This window comes from Ensifer sp. ENS10, assembly GCF_014852025.1.
Classification (GTDB): Bacteria; Pseudomonadota; Alphaproteobacteria; order Rhizobiales; family Rhizobiaceae; genus Ensifer.
The window spans coordinates 223,856-245,029 of sequence record NZ_JACVAS010000011.1 but is presented as its reverse complement, the minus strand read 5'-3'; the positions used below and the strand labels follow the sequence as shown (position 1 = coordinate 245,029).

Genomic DNA, 21,174 nt, shown 5'->3' with positions numbered 1-21,174 from the left:
CGCTATGCGGCCGGCGTGATAACCTCCTGCGCCTCTTTTACGAGGGCGCCCAGTCGATAGCGGCTGATGTTGGCGATCTGCCGCAGTGCTTCCGCAAGCTCGGCGTCGGTCTCCCGTCCGATGCGATGCTTGAACTCGGCAAAGATGCCGGCCTTGGTGTAGTGGCGAACGCAAACGATGAAGGGAAAGCCGTGCCGGGCGCGATAGCGGCGGTTCAGATCGTCGATCAGCGCCATCTCGTGGCCCGCCAGGCTGTCGAGCCCGGCCGTTCCCTGTTCGACGGTCGATTCCGCGGTCATCCGGCCTTGCTTGGCCTCCTTGCCCGCAAGGTCCGGATGCGCGCCCAGGAATTCGACCTTGGACGCCGTGTCACGGGCCAGGATCTGGCCGAACATCGCACCATGCAATGCCTCGACGTCGGCGAACGGCCGCTTCTGCCAGCTGCGCTGCGCGACCCAAGGCGAATTCTCGAAGACAGGACCGAGGTAGGCGACGAAGGCGTCGCAGTCCATTTGGTTGATCGCGTCGATATCAAGCATGACTTGCCCTGAAGTTGAGCCGCCGCATCGGGGCGTTTCCTATGACAAACGGTGCTCGGTGGGGGCGATTTGGTCAACGCGGGCAGGCAAATACCCATTATTAGCCAGACGAATAAAAGGTGGTGTTGACCTATTGGCCGGCTCGCCCTGCCGGATTTTGTTGGCTATTCTGAAAATCAGATGTCGAAAGAAGATACCGTTGACGCACATCTCCTAAAGGTGTTCTGCGCGCTTATGGCCGAGGGCAGTGTGACGCGTGCCGCTGTCAAGCTGGAGCAATCCCAACCGGCGGTCAGCCTGGCGCTTGGCAAGCTGCGCGAGATCTTTTCCGACCAACTGCTTGTGCGCGGCCGTGACGGAATGGTCCCGACGGAGCGCGCTCTGGCGATTTTGCCACGCGCTCAGGCCCTGTTGGCCGATCTCACCGGCTTGGTCGACGCCACGGCGCCGTTTGACGCCCCATCAAGCAATCACAGCTTCACGATCGCCTCGCCGGACTACATGGCGCCGGTGTTCCTGTCGGAAATTGTCGATCAGATCAGGCGCAAGGCGCCGAATGCGAGCCTCGTGATCCGGGCGCTCGGTCCCGACTTCGACTTCGAGGGAGCGCTTGCCCGGGGTGACGTCGATGTCGTCATCGGCAACTGGCCGTCTCCGCCCGCCTATCTCAAGCGCTCGATCCTCCTGCAGGACGACATCGTTTGCCTGATGCGGGATAGCCATTCTCTAGCGCAGGGCGAATTCAGCGAAGCCGATTACCTGGCGGCGGCCCATATCGTGCCGGTGGCCTATTCGATGGCCCATCGCGGTGTCGTCGAAACCCACTTGTCAAGCCTTCGGGTCAGCCGGGCGCGCACCGTGGCGCTTTCCTATTTTACGACCGCACCGTACCTCTTGCTGCAGTCGGACCTGATCTTCTCGACCAGCCGTCATTTTGCCAGCTACTTTGCGGGGCTTCTGCCTCTCGTCGTGCGCCAGCCGCCGATCGAGTTCCCGCAGATGGTCTTCCACATGCTATGGCATGACCGCTCGCATCATTCGCCGATGCACCGGTGGCTGCGCGAGATCATCATGCAAGCGCGCAACAGGATCATCAGCTAGATTTCGGAACGAAGTGGCTGCTCTCGGAGTAACCGGACAGTCGCGCCCAATCCTTCATCGCCGTGTCGGCGGCGGCCCAACAGAGTTGCGGACCACCAGGTCGGGCCTCAGCAGGATCTCCGTTTCTGAAGGGGTGCGGTCCGAAAGCATCTCTAGAAGCAGTGCCATCGCGTGCTTGCCGATCGCGGTCCGTGGTTGGCGGATCGTGGTCAGGGAAGGGGTCATGAAACTGGCTTGCGGGACGTCATCGAAGCCGGTGACCGAAAACTGATCCGGTATCTCATAGCCGCGCGCTTTGAGGCCAAGCGCGACACCAAGAGCAGTCTGATCGTTGACACACATGAAGGCGGTCGGAAGGTCGTCGCGCATGAAGAGCTGCTCCAGCGCCAGCCTGCCGCTTTCCACCGTTCCGTCGCCTTCGAGGATAAGGCGGCGGTTCGGGGGGATGCCGGCCGCGGCAAGTCCGGCCTCGTACCCCGACCGACGACGGCCATAGGCAAGGCGCGTATGGGAGTCTCCGATGAATGCGATCCGCCGATGCCCTTCGGAAATGAGAAGATCAACGGCCTTGCGCGCGCCCTCGACGTCGTCGACGCCGACATAGGGAATGCCTCCGTTGAAGACGGGCTCGAAAACACCGACGGTCGGCGGCAGGCGCGGCGTCACCTCCTGATGGCCGAAAGGAAGAATGCCGGTAAACAGGATCAGGCCGGCCGCCTGGTTCGAGTTGAAGAATTTCAGATATTCCAACCCGCGTTGGGCATCATTCTGGGTATGCCCGATCAGCACGCCGTAGCCATGGGCACGCGCTTCATTTTCAAGGCCAACCAGAATGCTGGAGAAGTTCGGATCGCCGATATCGGGCGCGACCACGAGTATCATGTTCGAGCGCCCCAGCCTAAGGCTGCGCGCCATCGCATTGGTGGTGTAGCCCGTCAGCGCGATGGCCTGGTTGACCTTCAGCCGCGTGGACTTGGCAACCTTCTCGGGCATGTGAATGGCCCGCGAAACTGTCGCGATCGACACTTCGGCGATGCGTGCGACATCTTCGATGGTTGCGGGGGTGGAATCGGACACTCGCTTGGCCTCGGGCTTTGTTGCGAGACACTACACAGACTTGCCTGACGGTCAAACGCGCAGGCCGAAAAAATTGTCTTACAAGCAAGATGTAAACCTTTACATCGCGCAGTGTAAAGGTTTACATCATTGAAAAAGCGGTGGAGGCCGCAGGGAGGGGAATATGACCACGGAGGTTGTCGACGGGGCTCCCGTCGTGCTGTCTGCGCGCCGCATCAGTAAATCCTTCAGCGGCGTGCAGGTGCTTTTCAGCGTCGATTTCGAGCTGCGCCAGGGCGAGATTCACGCGCTGATGGGCGAGAACGGCGCCGGCAAATCCACGCTCGTCAAGATATTGTCCGGCTTCGAGCAACCGACCTCGGGCGAGATCCTGCTCGACGGCCAGTCGGTGAAGCTCCCAGCAAACGGTGCGGCCGAAGCGCTCGGCATCGTCATCATCCATCAGGAATTCAATCTGGCCGAACATCTCACCGTCACCGAGAGCCTGTTTCTCGGCCGCGAAGTGACCAGGTTCGGCGTGCTCGACCGCAAGTTCATGCGCGCGGAAACGCGCCGCGTTCTCGATCTCCTCGGCTCCCATGTCGACGAGAACGCGATGATCGGCTCGCTGTCGATCGCCGAAAAGCAGATGGTGGAGATTGCCAAGGCTATCAGCCGTGACGCGCGTGTCGTCTTCATGGACGAGCCGACCGCCGTCCTTTCTCGCGAAGAAACGAACTTTCTGTTCCGCTTGGTGCGCAAGCTGCGCGACAAGGGAACGAGTTTCGTCTTCGTGTCGCACAAGCTCGACGAGGTCATGGAACTCACCGATCGCGTGACGGTGTTGCGCGACGGCCAATGGATCAAGACATCGCCGACCTCCATCCTCGACGGCGAGGCGATCGCCCAGTTGATGGTTGGCCGTGAGCTTTCGAGCCTCTATCCCGCCAAAAGCGAACCCGACTTCGACGAGGAGGTCGTGCTGCGCGTCAGTTCGGTCTCAACAGGCTACGTTAGGGACGCAAGCTTCGAGGTCCGCCGCGGCGAAATCCTCGGTTTTTCCGGGATGATCGGTTCGGGTCGGACGGAGTTGATGGAGGCGATCGTCGGATTGCGCCCGCGTGTGTCCGGCGAGGTTCTCGTTCGTGGCCAGCCGGTTTCATCCGGTGACGTGCACGCGGTCAACAAGGCCGGTCTCGCATACATGACCAAGGACCGGAAAGCCAAGGGGCTGTTGCTCAATGCCGGGATGATGGCGAACCTGACGCTGCAGTCGCTCGGTCGCCATAGCCGCCTCGGCTATCTCGATCCGGGAAGCGAGGAGGCGGCTCTGGTCAAGGCGCGCCGCCGCTTCGACATCCGCGTCAGGGATGACAAGATTGTCGCCGGACGCATGTCCGGTGGCAACCAGCAGAAGCTGCTTCTCGCCAAGGTAATGGAAACCGACCCTGGTATCATCATCATCGACGAGCCGACCCGCGGCATCGACGTCGGCACCAAGCAGCAGATCTACCACTTCATCTCGGCGCTCGCCCGGGACGGTCGCTCGATCATTGTCGTCTCATCGGAGATGCCCGAGGTCATAGGCCTATGCAGTCGCGTGGTGGTCATGCGCGAAGGCCATATCGCCGGCATTCTCGAGGGGGACGAGATCTCCGAGCAGGAGATCATGCGCTACGCCGCAGGATTGAAGAGGAAGACGGCGGCCTGAGGCGGCCGCGGCGCATCCTGCGCAGATGCCGAGAACAACAAGATTCCCGACAGGTGGGACGGAGGTTCAATTGGATATGAGCGTAAACGAGGAAGGCAGTCAGGGCGCAATTCGTCGCCGCAGCTGGCGCGACATCGATCTGAGGGCCGTGGCGCCATTCGTCGCACTGGCGTTGCTGCTGCTGGTAGGGGCGCTGGTCAATCCCAACTTCATCAGCATCAACAACCTCGCCAACGTCGCTACCCGCAGCGCCTTCATCGCCATTATCGCGGTCGGAGCGACCTTCGTGATTTCGTCGGGCGATCTCGATCTCTCCGTCGGGGCGATGGTCGCCTTCATCGCCAGTCTGATGATCCTGTTCATGAACTCCGGGGTCATCGCCGATCCGGTGCTCATGCTTCTGGCGGCGGTCCTGTTTACTATTGTCGCCGGCGCACTCTGTGGTCTTGCCAATGGTCTGATCACCACAGTCGGCAAGATCGAACCCTTCATCGCGACGCTCGGCACCATGGGCATCTATAGGGGACTGACGACCTGGTTGTCGCAGGGCGGCGCGATCACGCTTAAGGAGCCAGAGCTCCAGGAAATCTATCGTCCCGCCTATTTCGGCACGATCTTCGGCCTGCCGGTACCGATCGTCGTCATCCTCGCGGTGACGGCCGTGGCGGCCTTCATCCTCTATCGCACGCGCTACGGTCGCCACGTCGTCGCCGTCGGCTCCAATCGTGACGTTGCGCGTTACTCCGGCATTTCCGTCAACCGCGTCCGCACCGTCGCCTTCGTGATCCAGGGGCTCTGCGTGGCAGCCGCCGTCCTCCTCTATGTGCCGCGCCTCGGCTCGACGTCGGCAACGACTGGCATTCTCTGGGAACTACAGGCAATCACCGCCGTTGTCGTCGGCGGCACCGCGCTCAAAGGCGGCGCGGGTCGCGTCTGGGGCACGATCTGTGGTGCGTTCATCCTCGAACTGGTCGGCAACATCATGCTGCTCTCCAACTTCATCAGTGAATACCTGATCGGCGCCATCCAGGGTGCGATCATCATCATTGCGATGCTCGTCCAGCGCTCGCTGGTTCGGAAATCGTGAGACGGCCGGGTCCACAGGTCTCCCGGCCTCAAACAGGCTGACCTGATATTTGGGAGGAACTTAATGCGTAATAAGCTATTCGGCCTGACCCTCGCGGCCATGACCGCACTCGCTGGCGTGTCGCACGCGCAGGAAGAAAAGAAAGTGACGATCGGCGTCTCGATCCCGGCTGCCGATCATGGCTGGACGGCCGGCGTGGTCTTCCATGCCGAGCGCGTCGCCAAGATCCTGATGGAACGCAATCCGGGCCTGAACGTCATCGTCAAGACCTCACCCGATCCGGCAAGCCAGGCCAACGCCGTGCAGGACCTCGAGACACAGGGCATCGACGCTCTCGTCATCCTGCCGACCGATCCGGATCCGCTGGTCAACGCAATCAAGGAAGTAAAGGGCAAGGGAACCTTCGTCGCGCTCGTCGACCGTGCGCCGAGCGTCAACGACAACTCCGTGCGCGATCTCTACGTCGCCGGCAACAACCCGGCGCTCGGCCAGGTCGCGGGCGAATATATCAAGGCCACGACGCCGGAAGCCGAAGTCGTCGTCATCCGCGGCCTGCCGATCCCGATCGACCAGCAGCGCCAGGACGGCTTCGACAAGGGCATCGAAGGCTCGAAAGTCAAGGTTCTCGACCGCCAGTACGGCAACTGGAACCGCGACGATGCCTTCAAGGTCATGCAGGACTACCTGACGAAGTACCCGAAGATCGACGTCGTCTGGTGCCAGGACGACGACATGGCCGTCGGCGTGCTGCAGGCCATCGAGCAGGCGAAGCGCACCGACATCCAATACGTCGTTGCCGGCGCCGGCTCGAAGGAAATGATCAAGAAGGTCATGGACGGCGACAAGATGATCCCGGTCGACGTGCTCTACCCGCCGGCAATGGTCGGTACTGCGCTTGAGATGACCGTGGCCAACTTCTACGGCCAGGTTCCGGTCCGTGGCGTCTACACGATCGATGCAACGCTCGTGACCAAGGACAATGCCAAGGACTTCTACTTCCCGGATTCGCCGTTCTGATCCAGGCTTGACTGAAAGGCGGCCCGCGGTCGGCGCGGGCTGCCATCCCACAACGATCACCTGAAATCACAGGTCGTGTCGTCTTGAGCCCCAGGCGGGCATCGCCGGCGCCTTTCGATTGCCCGGCACATTTTCCAACGGAGGAGACGAGAGATGAAGACGATCAAGGGGCCAGGGCTCTTTCTTGCGCAGTTTGCCGGCGATGCGGCACCGTTCAATTCCTGGGATGCGATCACCAAATGGGCGGCGGACTGCGGCTACAAAGGCGTGCAGGTCCCGAGCTGGGACGCGCGGCTGATCGATCTTCAGAAGGCAGCGACCTCGAAGACCTATTGCGACGAGTTTGCCGGAAAGGCCCGCGATAACGGCGTCGAGGTGACCGAGCTTTCCACCCATCTGCAGGGCCAGCTCGTCGCCGTGCATCCGGCCTATGACGAGGCCTTCGATGGTTTTGCGGCACCGGAAGTGCGCGGCAATCCCAAGGCAAGGCAGCAATGGGCGGTGGAACAGGTGAAGCTGGCGCTGACCGCCTCGAAGAACCTCGGGCTGAACGCCATGGCGAGTTTTTCCGGCGCGCTTGCCTGGCCCTTCGTCTATCCCTGGCCGCAGCGGCCGGCCGGCCTCGTCGACACCGCCTTTGACGAACTGGCGAAGCGCTGGAAACCGATCCTCGACCATGCCGAGGACTGTGGTGTCGACGTCTGCTACGAGATCCATCCGGGCGAGGACCTGCACGACGGCATCGCCTACGAGATGTTCCTGGAGCGCACCGGCAACCACGCCCGCGCCTGCATGCTCTACGACCCCTCGCACTACGTGCTGCAGTGCCTCGACTATCTCGACAACATCGACATCTACAAGGACCGCATCCGCATGTTCCACGTCAAGGATGCGGAGTTCAACCCGACCGGACGCCAGGGCGTCTATGGCGGCTATCAGGGCTGGGTCAACCGGGCCGGACGGTTCCGCTCGCTCGGCGACGGCCAGGTGGATTTCGGCGCGGTGTTTTCCAGGATGGCGGCCAATGATTTCTCCGGCTGGGCGGTGGTCGAATGGGAATGCGCGCTGAAGCACCCGGAGGATGGTGCCCGCGAGGGTGCCGACTTCGTCAAGCACCACATCATCCGCGTGACTGAGAAGGCGTTTGACGACTTTGCCGGCGGCGGCACCGACGAGGCCGCCAACCGGCGCATGCTGGGGATCTGAGTAAGGTTCAGCCCCTCGCCGGCAGGTCGTGACGTCCAGCCGTCCCTTTAATTCGTGCGGAAAGGAAGGGCTCAGCTACAACCCCCGGCGATCCGATCTTGTGCTGCGGTTCACCGAGCTCTCGGCCGGCGCCCGTCGTCACGCCAGCGGCGGATATCGTCCGGGCCTGCCTTGCCCGCCCGCGGGCCGTGGATGGTGACGGAGCGGGAGGCGGCTGCGACGGAGAAGTCCAGCGCCTCTTCGATGGTCTGACCTTGCGACAAACACCAGGTCAATGTGCCGCCGAACGTGTCGCCTGCACCGGTGACGTCAACGACGTCAACCGGAAGGCCGGGAACGCGAAGGATCGTGTCGCCGTTGCGCGCCTCGGCGCCATCCGCAGCGAGGGTGCGTACGACCCAGTCGATATCGTGCGCCTGCATCCAGTCGCTGATCATCGTGATTTCATCGTGGCCGAAGGCAGCGCGGAAACCGACCTGGTTGAAGATAACGACGGTAGCACCGGTGAGATAAGGCATATCCTGCGGCGTGCATCCACCGACGTCGAGATCGAAGATGACGCGGCGGCCGTGCTGGCGGAGATCGGCAAGAAGGTCGGCTTGCTTGACCACGCCTTGATCCGTTCGCGCATGCAGACGACGGGCGCGATAGAGCGTCGTGTAGAGAAAGCCTGGTTGGCGCAACGCATCGAGGGCAGCGGCGCCGAGCCACATCGGCTGCTCGCCCATCTCGACCGTCAGAACGACATGCTCGCCGTCGACGAGGAAGATGAAATTGCGTGATTCCGGAATGGCGGGATCGATCAGCATATGATCAACGCCGACACCGTTGTCCTTCAAATCGGCGATCAATCGTTGCGACAGGGGACTGTCGTTGAGCAGGGAGATGAACTGCGTTTCACCGCCAAGGCCAGCGTGCACCACGGCGGCGTTGGCAATGGAGCCACCGGCCTCGGCCGGGAGTTCCTTGACCATGCCCTTGTCGGCTCGGCCCGGCCAGCGATCGGCGGTGTAGTATTCGTCGAGTGCGACGTCGCCGATGAAGAAGCATGTCATGCGGTTGGTCCTTCGCCTGGAATGGCTTGCACCAGCTTCGGGCCACCGGCAACCGGCACCCAAGGGCTTTCGCCGAGACCGCAGACGGCCATCCAGTAATAGGGGGTTGGTCCCGACACACCTCGGCAGGCGTCGTGCCAGACGTTGCGGTCCATCACCACGGTCTGCCCGGGCGCGATCACGAAGGCTTCGATCTCATTCCGGTCCGGCGCCCTGGCGTCAGATGCGGGAGCGACGGCGAGGACAACCGGTTGGGCGAAGCAGAAGATCGCCTCCTCCGTTTGCGGATGCCGCTCCATAGCGCCGCAGTGCCACGGTGCGCTGCCGCCGCGCGTGACGCCGAGATGGCCGGCACCATCGATCAACGATGTTTTCGTGAAGCCGTCGCTCCATCCATCACCGGCGGTCCAGACCACCTTGGGATCGGTGTCGCCGGTCAGGTCATAGACCTTGCCGTATCGCGAGAAATTGTCCGGGGTCACCGGGCGGGCGAAAACGGAGTCGGCCGCACTCATGCGTCGCTCCTGATGGCGCGCACGACGCGCATCAGTCCGGCGACATGGGCTGCCTCGACACGGCCTGTGTCCTTATGGTCGTGCTTGAACCAGCTCCCGACCACGGCGCCATCGGCCTTGGCCAGTTGCTCGGCGGCATTGGCCTCGGTGAGACCGGCGCCGATCAGGAGCGGCATCGCGCCACCGGTCGCGGCGCGGAAGCGCGCCACCTTTTCCATGTCTGTCGGCTGGCCGGTGGCGTCGGAGGTGACCACCAGCCCGTCGCAGCGCGAAGCGCCGATGCGCACATCTTCCGATTCCGGTCGCCCGGACAGAACGGGCTGGTACTTGAAGCGAACGCCACCGAACAACAGTGCCGAAACGTCCTCGCGGCGTGTCGCGAGTTCGGCTTCGAAGGCTTCGTCCGCTCCCGGCGGCAGATGGCCGGCGACAGAATCCACCTGGACAAAGGAAACGGGGTACGTTTTGGCAAGGGCAAAGGCGCGCGCATCGTCTCTCAGCACGTTGACGCCGATGCGGGTGCCGAGGTCGAACCCGAACAGCCGGTCCAACACCCGCTCGACGTCTTCTGCACCACCGAAGTAGTTCTCGACCACGACCCCGTCCACGCCTTCGCCGGCCATGATGCGGGCCTCTTCCTCGGCCTGGGCAAGCTTGGCCGCGGGGCCGTCACCGGCCAGGTGCAGCATGCCAAGAATGGGTTTTGGGGTCGTGAAAGTGTCGCCGAAGCGGCTCATGTCTTGCTCTCCTGCGCACCGTGCGGCGCGGTCTCGCGCCCCCAGCGCGTTGCAAATTTCATCTGGACGGCCGGCGAGTAGACGATCGACGTGCGCTCGACCAACCGGTCGTCGGCATCGAGCACATCCCCGCTGGCGCAAAGGTAGCCCGGCACGTCAGGCGCCGGAGCAAAGACCTCCCTGAGGCGGTCGGAAGGCGGCACGACGCTGAGCAGCAATTCCGAACGCAAGGGGTGGCGGTCATAGTCGCGGCGCAAAACCTCGTAGAGCGATTGCGCCGCGAAATCGTAGCGGTCGATGCCCGGATAGAGGGCAAGATCAAGCTGAGATGTGTCGACGTTCAGCCAACTCACCGTATCGCCATTGGCAAGCCCGCGGGCGCGCACCAGTAAGAGTTCGCCATTCTCGACCCGGTGCTCCAGCACGCGCGTCACTGGGCGCTGGCCCTGGCGGCGGGCAAGCTCCGTGAAGCTGCCGAAATTCCAGATGTTGTGGCTGATCGGCCGGTGCGAGACGATCGTGCCGCGGCCGCGAATCTGCTGAACCAGACCTTCCGAAACCAAAAGCGCCATCGCATTGCGCACCGTTGTTCGGGCGATGCCGAACTGGTCGCGCAACTGGTTCTCCGAGGGAATCGCTTCCCCTTCGGAGAAGTCGCCGCTGAGAATCGCGGCGCGGAGCGCCCGATAGAGCTGCCGGTAGAGCTGCTCGCTCGAATAGAGATCGAGGCGCAGCCGGGCCAGCCGGTCGTCCGGGTTTCCGTTTGCTGCGATGGTGGAGGCGTCTGGCATGGAAGGATGGGTCAAGGCAGGCTCCGGCGCGGTTCGGTTACTTCGTGGCTCCGTTTATCTTGAACTCTTCGACGGCGGCCTGTTTCAAGCCGTAGCGGTCGAGGATCTGTGCATAAGTGCCATCGGCCTTCATGGCGTCGAGCGCGCCCTTTACGGCATCACGCAGCTGACCGTTCGCCTTGGCAAAGGCGATGCCGTAGTGGTTGACATCGCCGACCTCGCCGATCTGGTAGAACTTGCCCGGCTCCTGCTTCATCAGGTCGAGAAGACCTTCCAGGCCGATGACTGAAGCCTGGGCGCGGCCCTGGCGGATCTGCATGATGTGCTCGGCCTGGGTCGGGATCTGGATGACGGTGATCAGCTTGTCGGCTGCGCATTTAGCCTTGCCGACATTTTCCGCCCAGGTAACCCAGCTGGTTCCCGTTGCGACCGCGACAGTCTTGCCGCAGAGGTCGGCTTCGCTCTTAATTTCACCCTGATGATCGGCAGCCGAATAGAAGACGTTGCCGGTCTTGAAGTAGTCGATGAAATCGAGCTGCGTCTGGCGCTCCACCTTGTCGGAGAAGGCGGTCATGATCAGGTCCGAACGGCCGGTGACGACCTGCGGGATCAATTGCGGGAACTCGACGTTCTGGAACTCGGCCGTCAGGCCGAGGCGTTCGGCGATTGCCTTGGCAAGATCGATGTCGAAGCCCTTCAGTTCCGTCGAGCCGGCGTCGCTGTATTCCATTGGCGGATAGGCAAGGCTGATCGTGACGTTCAGCTTTCCGGTATCGCGCACCGCGTCCGGCAGAGCGGCTGCGAGCTTCTCGTCGGCGGCGTGCGCCAGGCCGCCTGCGGCCAGGCTGATGATTGTTGCGGAGGCTAGCCCCAGAACCATTGGTAGCAGTTGTTTCATTTTCAGTTCTCCCTCTTTTTGAACTCTTTTCTTCAGGCCAGCACGCGGCTGAGGAAACTCCGCACGCGCGGGTCGCCGGGGTTGCTCAGAACGTGCGTGGGCACGCCCATCTCGCGGATCTCGCCGTCGATCATCACCACGACGCGGTCGGCGACCTCCCGGGCAAAGCCGATCTCGTGGGTGACGACGATCATCGTCGTGCCGCCACGCGCGAGATTGCGCATGACTTCCAGAACCTCGCCGACGAGTTCCGGATCGAGCGCGCTGGTCGGCTCGTCGAAGAGCATGACACGGGGCTCCATGGCGAGCGCCCGGGCGATTGCCACGCGCTGCTTCTGGCCGCCGGAAAGCTGCGACGGATAACTCGATGCCTTGGCCGCCATGCCGACCTGCTCGAGCAGGCCCATGGCACGGGCTTCGGCCTCGGCGCGGCTCAAGCCGCGCACCACCATCGGTCCCTCGATGACGTTGCCGAGCACCGTTCGGTGCGCGAAAAGATTGAAATGCTGGAACACCATGCCGAGCTGGCTCTGCTGCGCCCTGAGCCGCTTGACCGGCAATCCCTCAAGCGCGCCGCGGCTGAGCTCGTAGCCCATGATCGCGCCGTCGACCCAGACATAGCCGCCATTCGGCGTTTCCAGATGGTTGATGCAGCGCAGGAAGGTGCTCTTGCCGCTGCCCGAGGGTCCGAGGATGCAGAGCACCTCGCCATAGGCGACTTCCAGATCGAGACCCTTCAGGACCTCGTGGCTGCCAAAACTCTTGCGGATACCGACTGCCTTGACTGCGAGTGTCATGCTTCCCCCGGGGCGACGGGACGACGCGCCCATCCTTTGAACCAGCGGCGCTCGCGGGTTGCGGCTGCGCCATCGCGGCCGAAATGGCGTTCGAGATAGTATTGGCCGATGGATAGAACGGTGGTTCCCGCCAGATACCAGACGGCGCAGACGAACAACAGTTCGATCACAGCGCCATTGATGAAGTAGATGCGTTGTGCAGCGTTCAGCATCTCGCCCATGGCGATGGTGGCGGCGAGCGAGGAGAACTTCAGCATACCGATGGCGCTGTTGCCGAGTACGGGCAGGATCAGCCGCAGGGTCTGTGGCAGGATGATACGCCGCATCGTCTGGCCCGGCGTCATGCCGAGCGTATGGGCAGCTTCCTTCTGGCCCTTGTCGACCGAAGAGATGCCGCCGCGCACCACTTCCGTCAGATAGGAGCCTTCGTTCACGCCGAGACCGAGGACAGCCGCGACGAAGGGCGTCACCACATCGACCATGCGGGCATCGATGAGCCCAGGGATATAGAGGCGCGGGAAGACCAGAGCGATGTTGAACCAGATGAGCAGCTGCAGCAGCACCGGCGTGCCGCGGAACACCCAGACATAGAGCCATGCTGCAAAGCGCAGGATCGGATTTTCCGAAAGCCGCATGATGCCGAAAGCGAAACCAAGCAAGACGCCGAGCACCAGCGCACAGGCCGAGATCAGCAGCGTCCAACCGAAGCCGGTGATGATGACGCCAGCCGTCAGGAACTCGCCGACCACCGTCCACTGGATTTGCCCGACTGCGAAGGCGCGGCCGATCACGGCAAGCAGCAGGATGACGAGACCGCCACTGATCCACCGCCAGGGGTGGTGCAGTGGGCGGATGGCGACATCCGGACCGGGAAGGTCTGCGAGTGACAGCGCGGACGTTGAAGATGAGTGAGAGTGGTGCATGGCATCCAATTGTAGGGTTAGGCCTACAACTTGATAGAAGCACGCCGAAACGGAGTCAAGCTGGCGACCGGAGAATATTTCCGCCTGTGCATATTCGCGCTGAATGCGCTGGAGGATTGGAAGTCAGCGGCCGCGAGGAACAAAACGATCGCCGCTGGCACGGAGGAACCGGCGAAGGGGACAGCTTCTCAAGCGCTAAGCGCCCGGCCGAACTGGCAACTTCCGGGATGCAGCCGCATGAAGGCTGTACCGGGACGGAACCGAACGGTCCGTTGAAGAGAAAATAAGTAAGGCTGCGGCGCGCTATGAGCGTTGCCGGTGTGCCAAGGGACCGCACCGCTTCGACTGGCGAGACGCTGAAAGTCTCGCCAGTCCGCAAGTACTCGTTCTTGTAATCCTATCCAGCGTCCGTACCGAACGGCGCAAAGCCGCACCTTATGCCCAGCCTCGCGCGGATGGCGTCAGGGGCAGGGCGAGCGGATTGCCGTGTCCCCCCTCGATTTGCTCCGCCAGAATGAAGGCGGTCGTCGGGCCCAATGTGAAGCCCTGATGGCCGTGGCCAAAATGGAACCACAGGCCCTTATACCGGGTCGGACCGACGACGGGCAGCATGTCGGGCATGCAGGGCCGGGTGCCCGACCAGGGCGTTGCTTCGACGGCCTCGCCCAAGCCAAAAAGCTCGCGCGCGGCGTTGGCGGCGTGCAGTATCTGTCGCGATGCCGGCGCTGTGCCCGGCGGTGCCATATGCGCACCGGTCAATACCCGCCACCCTGCGTTCATCGGTGCAACCAGCGTGGAACGGTCGACATCCAGCATCGAAATGCGCGGTCCGTTCGAACCTGCGAAATGCCTGTGATAACCGCGCTTGAACACCATGGGGATGCGATAGCCGAACGTCTTCGCGAGTGTCGGCGACCATGGACCCAAGGCGATGACCGCGTTCTGTGCCGTAAAAGTGCCGCCCTCGGACAACACCTGCCAGCCGGTGCCATTCTGCTGCAAGCTCATGGCGTCCCCGAGGGCCAGCGTTCCGCCGCGCGCAATGAAGAGGGCGGCATAGCGCGCGACCAGTTCACCCGGGTCACGGCAGGTCCAGGGAGAGGTCCAATGGACCGCACCCGCGAGCCGAGGTTGCAGCGCCGGCTCGCTTGCTGCGAGTTCGGATGCACCAAGCACCGCTGACGGCACGCCGTAGACACGCTTCAGCCGCTCCGCGGTGGCAGCAGCCGCTTCGAATGTCGCGGGTGTACGATAGACCGCGCGCCAGCCCTGCCGGACGATCAGTTCCCCAGCGCCGGCGGGTTCGATGAAACGCGCGTGATCGTCACTCGCACGCAGCGCCAGTTGTGAATAGGCCGCGATGGTTCTCGCGTAAGGCGCGGGCGCCGACTGCGCGAAATAGCGCCAGAGCGGCCTCACCAGCTGTGGCATATCGCGCAGCCGCCAGTCGACGTCGTTGCCGCGCTTCAGCGCAACCCTGGCAATCTCGGTCACGGAGCGAGGGAAGGCATAGGGCTCGACGGCCTCGGTCTGGATGATGCCAGCGTTGCCATAGCTTGTTTCCCGGCCCGGTGCCTGGCGATCCAGCAGCACCACCTGGTGCCCGTTCTCCTGCAGTGCGAGCGCGGTTGAGACGCCGACCATGCCGGCGCCGAGGACGATGGAGGTAGCCATTGTTTGATTCCGCAGAAGGGCCCGTCAGAAAGTCAGGCGCGAATTGTAGCCGACCACGAATTGGATGAAGCGCGATACGTCGACCATGTCGTCGCCCTGGTAGCGGATCGTGTAACCATCAGTGCGCTCGACGCCCTTGAGATAGGAGAGATACTCGGCCGGCAGGCGATTTCGGAACACGATCTCCAGGACAGGGTTTTCCAGTCTGAACGGTTTTGCCGAGCCTGCTCTTGCCAGCGCCGCCTTGACGCCCTCGCGGATGCGGCGATGCGCGACGGCCGGCGTCAGCGTGATCGCCGATTGCGTGCTGTAGACCTGCTTCACCGGCACCGTCACGATGTCGCCGATGCGCTCCCTGATCTCGTCCAAGGCAATGTTGTCGCCCGAGGCGAGCAGCACCGGGACATTGAAATGCCCGGCGATGGCCGCATTGATGCCGGCCTCCGGCATGACGACGCCGTTGATCCGCACCTCGGCGAAGGCTGTGCCGCCGATGGTGTGCGACAGCACGCCCCCCGAGTGGCTTGCCCCGGCGTGATAGCCGAGAAGCATGGCGCCGACGAAGGACCCGAGCTCGATGCCCTGCATCATCATCAGCGGCCGCGGCCAGCTACGCACGACCTGCACATAGTCGGGCAGGCGGTCGATCAGGATGCTCTCGCCATTTCCATGAGAATCGCTGAGGATGACTTCCTCCACGCCTTCTTCACGCGCAGCCTCGCAGGCATGGACCACTGTGTCCGTCATCCAGCGCCGGGCGTTCTCATACTCGAAACCTTCGGGCATCAGCTGGTCGCGGCTGACGACCCCAACGATGCCCTCGATATCCGCGGAAATATAGACGCGCATTCCTGCCTCCCCAGTCAGCCGCGCGAAGGCGCGGATAATGCATTTGACTTTCCGACGATAAACATAGTTTTATGATTAGAAAATATCTTTCTTGATAGGCAAGAGGTAAAAATGAAACTGTTCATCGCTGGGCTGGACACCGAGACCAACACATTTTCGCCGATGCAGACGGGCCTTGAGGCCTTCCGGGAAAACCTGATCGCCTACGGCGATGCCACCAGCAGGCCGCGCACCTGCTGCTCGTCGCAATTGTCTGTCTGGCGCAAGGCCGCTCAAGAAAAGGCCTGGTGCGTGGTGGAGAGCCTGTGCGCGGTGGCCGAGCCAGGCGGCAGGACCACGCGGGCGGTCTACGAGAGCTTCCGCGCCACCATCCTTGGCGACCTCAAGGCGGCCATGCCGGTCGATGCCGTCATGCTTGCCCTGCACGGCGCCTGCGTCGCCGAAGGCTATGACGATGTCGAGGGGGATCTGCTCGAGCATGTGCGCGGGCTGGTCGGGGCGAATGTGCCGGTTGCCGCCGAACTTGATCTCCATTGCCATATCACCGACCGCATGCTCGCCAATGCGACCATGATCGCCACCTACAAGGAATATCCGCATACGGACATCGAGGAGGTAGCCGGCCAGTTGTTCCGGCTGGTGGAGCGGACCCTCGCGGGCGAAGTGCGACCAGCCATGGGCGTTTATGACTGCCGCATGATCAACACCTTCCACCCGCATCGCGCGCCGTTGCGCGGCATTGTCGATCGCATGAAAGCCGTGGAGGGGCAGGATGGCGTGCTGTCGGTCTCCTTCGGCCACGGCTTCCCCTGGGGCGATGTCGAGGATGTCGGCGCCAAGATGCTCGTCGTCACCGACAATGACCCGGAAAAGGCTGCGCGCACCGCCCGGTCCTTCGGTCGGGAGATATTCGATGCGCGCGAAGAAATGCGCGGAGACTATCTCGGTATCGACGCGGCGCTGGATCGGGCCATTGCCGCGAAGAGCGGTCCGATCGTGCTTGCCGACGTCTCCGACAATGCAGGCGGCGGAGCGCCTGGAGACTCGACCTTCATCCTGCGTCGCATCATCGAGCGCGGCATCGAAGACGTGGCGACCTGCCTCTATTGGGACCCGATTGCGGTGCGCATGTGCCGCGAGGCGGGAGAGGGGGCCACATTGGCGCTGCGGATCGGCGGCAAGGTCGGGCCGGCTTCCGGCGATCCGCTCGATCTGACGGTGACGGTCAGGCGTGTCGCTTCGGGCATCACACAGCGCTTCGGGCCGACGCCGCTCGGCATCGGCGATGCCGTCTGGGTCAGTGTCGGCAACGTCGACATCGTGCTGAACACCGTGCGCACACAAACCTTCCACCCGGAATGCATGACCGCGCTCGGCCTGGACCCGGCGCAGAAGAAGATCGTCGTGGTGAAATCCAGCAACCACTTCCGCGCAGGCTTCGAACCCATCGCGCGCGAAATTCTCTACGTCAGCGCGCCCGGTGCCTTGCAGCCCTCATTCGAGAAACTGGCCTTTACCAAGCTGAAGCGACCCTATTGGCCCAGGGTCGCCAACCCATTCGAGGGGTAGGGCAAGGGCGGTATCGATCCGAAGACGATCGCGGGCAGGGTTGTCGCCGGCACGCATTGCCTTCGAGGCAATGTTGATTTCGGCCACGTATTATAGGAAATGGTTTTCCTATCATGCCAGTCGGATTCTGCCGCGTCGCGGGCTGAGCCGAAATCGGCACGCGGTCCGGAACGGCTGCAGGCAAATTGGAGACGCCAACGATGACCGATGCGAAATCCAGCCTCGGCGATATCCTGAAGGAGATTCGCAACCGCAATCGCTGGACGTTGGCAGAGGTGAGTTCCATGACCGGGCTTGCGGTCTCGACCCTTTCCAAGGTTGAGAACAACCAGATGCAGCTCACCTACGACCGACTGATCCAGCTCGCCCAGGGCCTGAAGGTCGACATCGTCGAGCTTTTCGGGACCATGGCGGGCGCTGAGGAAGCCCCCAACATGCTGGGGCGGCGCACCTACACCAAGTCCGGCGACGGGCGGGCGATCATCACGCAGAACTACGACTATCTTTATGTTTGCACGGAGATTTCTAAGAAGTCGATGGTTCCGATCGTGGCGGTAGCCCGGGCACGCACACTTGAGGAGTTTGGGCCGCTTATCCGGCACAAGGGCGAGGAGTTCTTCTACGTTCTCGAAGGGGAACTGGAGCTTCACACCGAGATCTATGCGCCTTTGCGGCTCAAGAAGGGCGATTCCTGCTACTTCGACGCGATAATGGGTCACGCCTATCTCAGCGTCAGCGAAGAACCCGCGCATATCCTGTGCGTTTGCTCGACCCCGGAAACCGAGCTGGTCTCCACACTGGCGAACGCGCAGACGATCAAGCTCAAAAGCTGATCGAAACTAAAAAACAAATACGATAAGAAAAAAATATTGCACTTAGGAAAAGCGTTTCCTAGTCTAGCACTGCGGTTGGTGCCGGGAGGGCATCGTGCGCCGCAGTTCTGGGGAGGACTACGAGATGAACGGTTCCAAGTGGAAATCGATCGGCGTTGCATTGCTTCTGGCGTCGACGCCTCTTTCCGGCGCGATCGCAGCGCAGGACGTGCTGGTGATGGCGCGAGCGGAAGATCCGCCGACCGCCGATCCTGGAGTTGAAATCAGCAACAGCGGCTACACACTGATTTATGCCGCCTACGAAAGGCTCGTCGCCTACAAGGGCGGCTCAACGGAGGTCGGGCCCGAACTGGCTGAAAGCTGGACCGCCGACGATGCCGGCCTCGTGTGGACCTTCAAGCTCGCCAGCGGCCACAAGTTCGATGACGGTTCACCGGTCGATGCCGCGGCCGTCAAATTCAGCTTCGACCGGCTGATGAAGCTGAAGGCCGGACCGTCCGACGCGTTCCCGGTGCTCAAGGAGGTCGAGGTCGTCGATCCGCAGACTGTCAGATTTCATCTGACGGCGCCGTTCGCGCCGTTCATTTCGACGCTGGCCGTCTCCGGGGCAGCGATCATCAATCCCAAGGTGATGGAGCATGAAAAGGACGGCGACATGGCGAAGGCCTGGCTTGCCGAGCACTCCGCCGGCAGCGGGCCCTACCGTATCGCCTCCTGGGAGCGGAACCAGAGCATCGTGCTCGACCGCAACGAACATTACGCAGGCACTGAGCCGGCGCTGAAACAGGTCGTCATTCGCATCGTCGGCGACGTGTCGGCCCGCCGCCTTCAGTTGACCAACGGCGATGCCGACATCATCGAACAGATCCCGCTCGATCAGGCGGAGGCGCTGCAAAAGGACGCTTCCGTCGTGGTCGAGAGCAATCCCAGCATGTATGTGAACTACATCTACATGAACAACCGCCAGCCGCCGCTCGACGACGCCAAGGTTCGCAAGGCGATTTCCTATGCGGTCGACTATCAAGGCATCATCGACGGCATCATGCTCGGCCAGGCCAAGCAAATGCGCGGCGCGGTGCCGAGCGGCATGTGGGGACACGACCCGCAGGGCTTCCAGTACACATACGACATCGAGAAGGCCAAGGCTCTGCTTGCCGACTCCGGCAAGAGCGATATTCACCTGACCTATACCTTCTCTCAGGCGGACCCTGCCTGGGAGCCGGTTGGGCTGGCGCTGCAGGCGTCACTGGCTGAAGTCGGCATCAAGCTCGATCTGCAGGCGGTCGCCGACACGACCAAACGCGAACTGGTGGCCAACGGCAAATTCGATATGGCTCCCGGTGCCTGGACGCCTGACTTTGCCGACCCCTACATGTTCATGAACTATTGGTTCGACGCCGACAAAATGGGCGGCCCGGGCAACCGTTCCTTCTACGGCAACAAGCAGGTGACCGATCTCGTGCGTGAGGCGGGATCGATCGTCGACGAGGTCAAGCGCAAGGCTCTTTACATCGAGGCGCAGAAGCTTTCGACCGAGGACGCGCCCTATCTCTACATCATGGAGAAGAATGACATCTTCGCCCGTCGCGCCGTGGTGAAAGGCTATGTCTACAATCCCATGCTGATCCAGGTCTACAACTTCGGGACGATGTCGAAGACGGAGTGAGGGGCCGGATTGAAGCGATCCTCTCGCTCAACAGGCCTCAATCCACGGAACACCTGCCGCCGGCCCCAACGGCTGTGACGGCAGGGTTTCATCGTTTCCCAAGCAAGGTTTTCCTGCTGGAAAGGCTGACGTCCATGGCAATCACCCGCATCATCATTCCGCGTCTGATATTGCTGCTTTTTGTGGTGCTCGGGGTCGCGGTCATCACCTTCACGATCTCTCACCTCATTCCGGGAGATCCCGCGCGCATGATTGCGGGCGATAGGGCAAGCGCCGAAACGCTTGAGAACGTCAGGCGCAACCTGGGTCTGGATCGCCCGGTCGTCGAACAATTCACCATCTATATCGGCAATCTCCTGCAAGGCGATCTGGGAACGTCCTTGCGGACCAACCGCCCGGTTGCAGCCGATATTCGTACCTTCTTGCCGGCAACACTGGAACTCGGAACGGTCGCGCTCTTCATTGCGATCTGTCTGGGCGTACCACTCGGCGTGCTGTCGGCCGTCTACAAGGACGGCCCGATCGACCAGATCGCGCGGACGGTCTCCGTCTGCGGCATCTCAATGCCGGTGTTCTGGTTCGGCCTGATCCTGATCTACCTCTTCTACGCCAAGTTCCAGATACTGCCCGGCAGCGGTCGCCTGGCCATGGGCATCGTTGCACCCGAACGCATCACTGGGTTCCTGCTGATCGACTCGCTGCTGCAAGGCCGCTTCGATGCCTTTTGCAGCGCCGTCTACCACATCATCCTGCCGGGCTTCGTGCTGGCCTTCGCCAATATGGGCGTGATCACCCGCCAGATCCGCGCCTCGATGCTGGATGTGCTGCAGGAAGATTATATCCGCACCGCCCGCGCGAGCGGCCTGCGCAAGGGCATGATCGTCTTCAACTACGCACTCAGAAACGCGCTGATCCCTTCGATCACCCTGTTGGGACTGGCGCTTGGCGACCTTCTCTATGGAGCAGTGCTGACCGAGACGATCTTTGCCTGGCCGGGCATGGGCACCTATGTCGTGACCTCCATTCAGACGCTCGATTTTCCCGCCATCATGGGTTTCACGATCGTCGCATCCATCGGCTATGTGCTGATCAACCTCCTGGTCGATCTCGCCTACATGCTCGCCGACCCGCAAATCAGGGAGGTCTGATC

At 62.3% G+C, this 21,174-nt stretch carries 20 protein-coding genes; 9 read left to right on the top strand and 11 right to left on the bottom strand.

Going from position 1 to position 21,174, the window contains the following annotated elements; genetic code table 11:
* Positions 1-2: 2 nt before the first annotated feature.
* On the bottom strand, positions 3-539 hold the full coding sequence (gene uraD, locus IB265_RS30255) for a 2-oxo-4-hydroxy-4-carboxy-5-ureidoimidazoline decarboxylase (protein ID WP_057249651.1): 537 nt from the start codon (positions 537-539) through the stop codon (positions 3-5).
* A gap of 180 nt (positions 540-719) precedes the next feature.
* Between uraD and IB265_RS30250 the strand changes: the two genes are divergently transcribed.
* Positions 720-1,640, top strand: a complete 921-nt coding sequence (locus tag IB265_RS30250; protein WP_057249653.1) for a LysR family transcriptional regulator — start codon at positions 720-722, stop codon at positions 1,638-1,640.
* 54 nt (positions 1,641-1,694) lie between these two features.
* Here the strand turns inward: IB265_RS30250 and IB265_RS30245 are convergent, their stop codons facing one another.
* Entirely contained in the window at positions 1,695-2,717 is a 1,023-nt protein-coding gene (locus IB265_RS30245) for a LacI family DNA-binding transcriptional regulator (RefSeq protein WP_058324310.1), read from the bottom strand.
* 163 nt (positions 2,718-2,880) lie between these two features.
* Between IB265_RS30245 and IB265_RS30240 the strand changes: the two genes are divergently transcribed.
* The 4 genes from IB265_RS30240 (at position 2,881) to IB265_RS30225 (ending at position 7,717) form a co-directional block, all read left to right on the top strand.
* Positions 2,881-4,407, top strand: coding sequence for a sugar ABC transporter ATP-binding protein (locus IB265_RS30240; RefSeq protein WP_057249656.1), 1,527 nt, complete (start codon positions 2,881-2,883; stop codon positions 4,405-4,407).
* Between the two features lie 76 nt (positions 4,408-4,483).
* Complete coding sequence (locus IB265_RS30235) at positions 4,484-5,494, top strand: ABC transporter permease (protein ID WP_057249658.1); 1,011 nt, start codon at positions 4,484-4,486, stop codon at positions 5,492-5,494.
* 63 nt (positions 5,495-5,557) lie between these two features.
* Positions 5,558-6,511, top strand: a complete 954-nt coding sequence (locus IB265_RS30230) for a substrate-binding domain-containing protein (RefSeq protein ID WP_057249660.1) — start codon at positions 5,558-5,560, stop codon at positions 6,509-6,511.
* A gap of 153 nt (positions 6,512-6,664) precedes the next feature.
* The gene (locus tag IB265_RS30225) at positions 6,665-7,717 is read left to right on the top strand and encodes a sugar phosphate isomerase/epimerase (protein ID WP_192495611.1); all 1,053 of its coding nucleotides are present in this window, start codon (positions 6,665-6,667) and stop codon (positions 7,715-7,717) included.
* 110 nt (positions 7,718-7,827) lie between these two features.
* Here IB265_RS30225 and IB265_RS30220 read toward each other — a convergent pair whose 3' ends face one another.
* The 9 genes from IB265_RS30220 to IB265_RS30180 all read right to left on the bottom strand — a co-directional run bounded on the left by IB265_RS30220 (position 7,828) and on the right by IB265_RS30180 (position 15,956).
* On the bottom strand, positions 7,828-8,772 hold the full coding sequence (locus IB265_RS30220) for a carbohydrate kinase family protein (protein WP_057249664.1): 945 nt from the start codon (positions 8,770-8,772) through the stop codon (positions 7,828-7,830).
* Positions 8,769-9,287, bottom strand: a complete 519-nt coding sequence (locus IB265_RS30215; RefSeq protein ID WP_057249666.1) for an ureidoglycolate lyase — start codon at positions 9,285-9,287, stop codon at positions 8,769-8,771. The genes IB265_RS30220 and IB265_RS30215 overlap by 4 nt, the downstream gene beginning before the upstream one ends.
* Complete coding sequence (locus IB265_RS30210) at positions 9,284-10,024, bottom strand: BtpA/SgcQ family protein (protein ID WP_057249667.1); 741 nt, start codon at positions 10,022-10,024, stop codon at positions 9,284-9,286. Before IB265_RS30210 ends, IB265_RS30215 begins: the two co-directional genes overlap by 4 nt.
* Positions 10,021-10,830 (bottom strand): GntR family transcriptional regulator, encoded by an 810-nt coding sequence (locus tag IB265_RS30205; RefSeq protein WP_156414619.1) that lies wholly within the window; start codon positions 10,828-10,830, stop codon positions 10,021-10,023. The genes IB265_RS30210 and IB265_RS30205 overlap by 4 nt, the downstream gene beginning before the upstream one ends.
* A gap of 22 nt (positions 10,831-10,852) precedes the next feature.
* The gene (locus IB265_RS30200; RefSeq protein WP_082615789.1) at positions 10,853-11,713 is read right to left on the bottom strand and encodes an ABC transporter substrate-binding protein; all 861 of its coding nucleotides are present in this window, start codon (positions 11,711-11,713) and stop codon (positions 10,853-10,855) included.
* Between the two features lie 32 nt (positions 11,714-11,745).
* Positions 11,746-12,510, bottom strand: coding sequence for an amino acid ABC transporter ATP-binding protein (locus tag IB265_RS30195; RefSeq protein ID WP_057249673.1), 765 nt, complete (start codon positions 12,508-12,510; stop codon positions 11,746-11,748).
* Positions 12,507-13,433 carry an amino acid ABC transporter permease gene (locus tag IB265_RS30190; RefSeq protein WP_082615790.1) on the bottom strand — a complete coding sequence of 309 codons (927 nt, stop codon included), beginning with the start codon at positions 13,431-13,433 and terminating at the stop codon, positions 12,507-12,509. The genes IB265_RS30195 and IB265_RS30190 overlap by 4 nt, the downstream gene beginning before the upstream one ends.
* A gap of 435 nt (positions 13,434-13,868) precedes the next feature.
* The gene (locus IB265_RS30185) at positions 13,869-15,107 is read right to left on the bottom strand and encodes an FAD-binding oxidoreductase (RefSeq protein WP_192495610.1); all 1,239 of its coding nucleotides are present in this window, start codon (positions 15,105-15,107) and stop codon (positions 13,869-13,871) included.
* Between the two features lie 24 nt (positions 15,108-15,131).
* Entirely contained in the window at positions 15,132-15,956 is an 825-nt protein-coding gene (locus tag IB265_RS30180) for a M55 family metallopeptidase (RefSeq protein ID WP_057249676.1), read from the bottom strand.
* A gap of 111 nt (positions 15,957-16,067) precedes the next feature.
* Between IB265_RS30180 and IB265_RS30175 the strand changes: the two genes are divergently transcribed.
* From IB265_RS30175 to IB265_RS30160, 4 genes are all read left to right on the top strand, one after another.
* On the top strand, positions 16,068-17,525 hold the full coding sequence (locus IB265_RS30175; protein ID WP_057249678.1) for a M81 family metallopeptidase: 1,458 nt from the start codon (positions 16,068-16,070) through the stop codon (positions 17,523-17,525).
* A gap of 200 nt (positions 17,526-17,725) precedes the next feature.
* Entirely contained in the window at positions 17,726-18,358 is a 633-nt protein-coding gene (locus IB265_RS30170) for a helix-turn-helix domain-containing protein (protein WP_057249680.1), read from the top strand.
* A 94-nt stretch (positions 18,359-18,452) separates the two neighbouring features.
* Positions 18,453-20,024, top strand: a complete 1,572-nt coding sequence (locus IB265_RS30165) for an ABC transporter substrate-binding protein (RefSeq protein WP_245299257.1) — start codon at positions 18,453-18,455, stop codon at positions 20,022-20,024.
* Positions 20,025-20,158: 134 nt separating this feature from the next.
* Positions 20,159-21,172 carry an ABC transporter permease gene (locus tag IB265_RS30160; RefSeq protein WP_057249683.1) on the top strand — a complete coding sequence of 338 codons (1,014 nt, stop codon included), beginning with the start codon at positions 20,159-20,161 and terminating at the stop codon, positions 21,170-21,172.
* Positions 21,173-21,174: the final 2 nt, after the last annotated feature.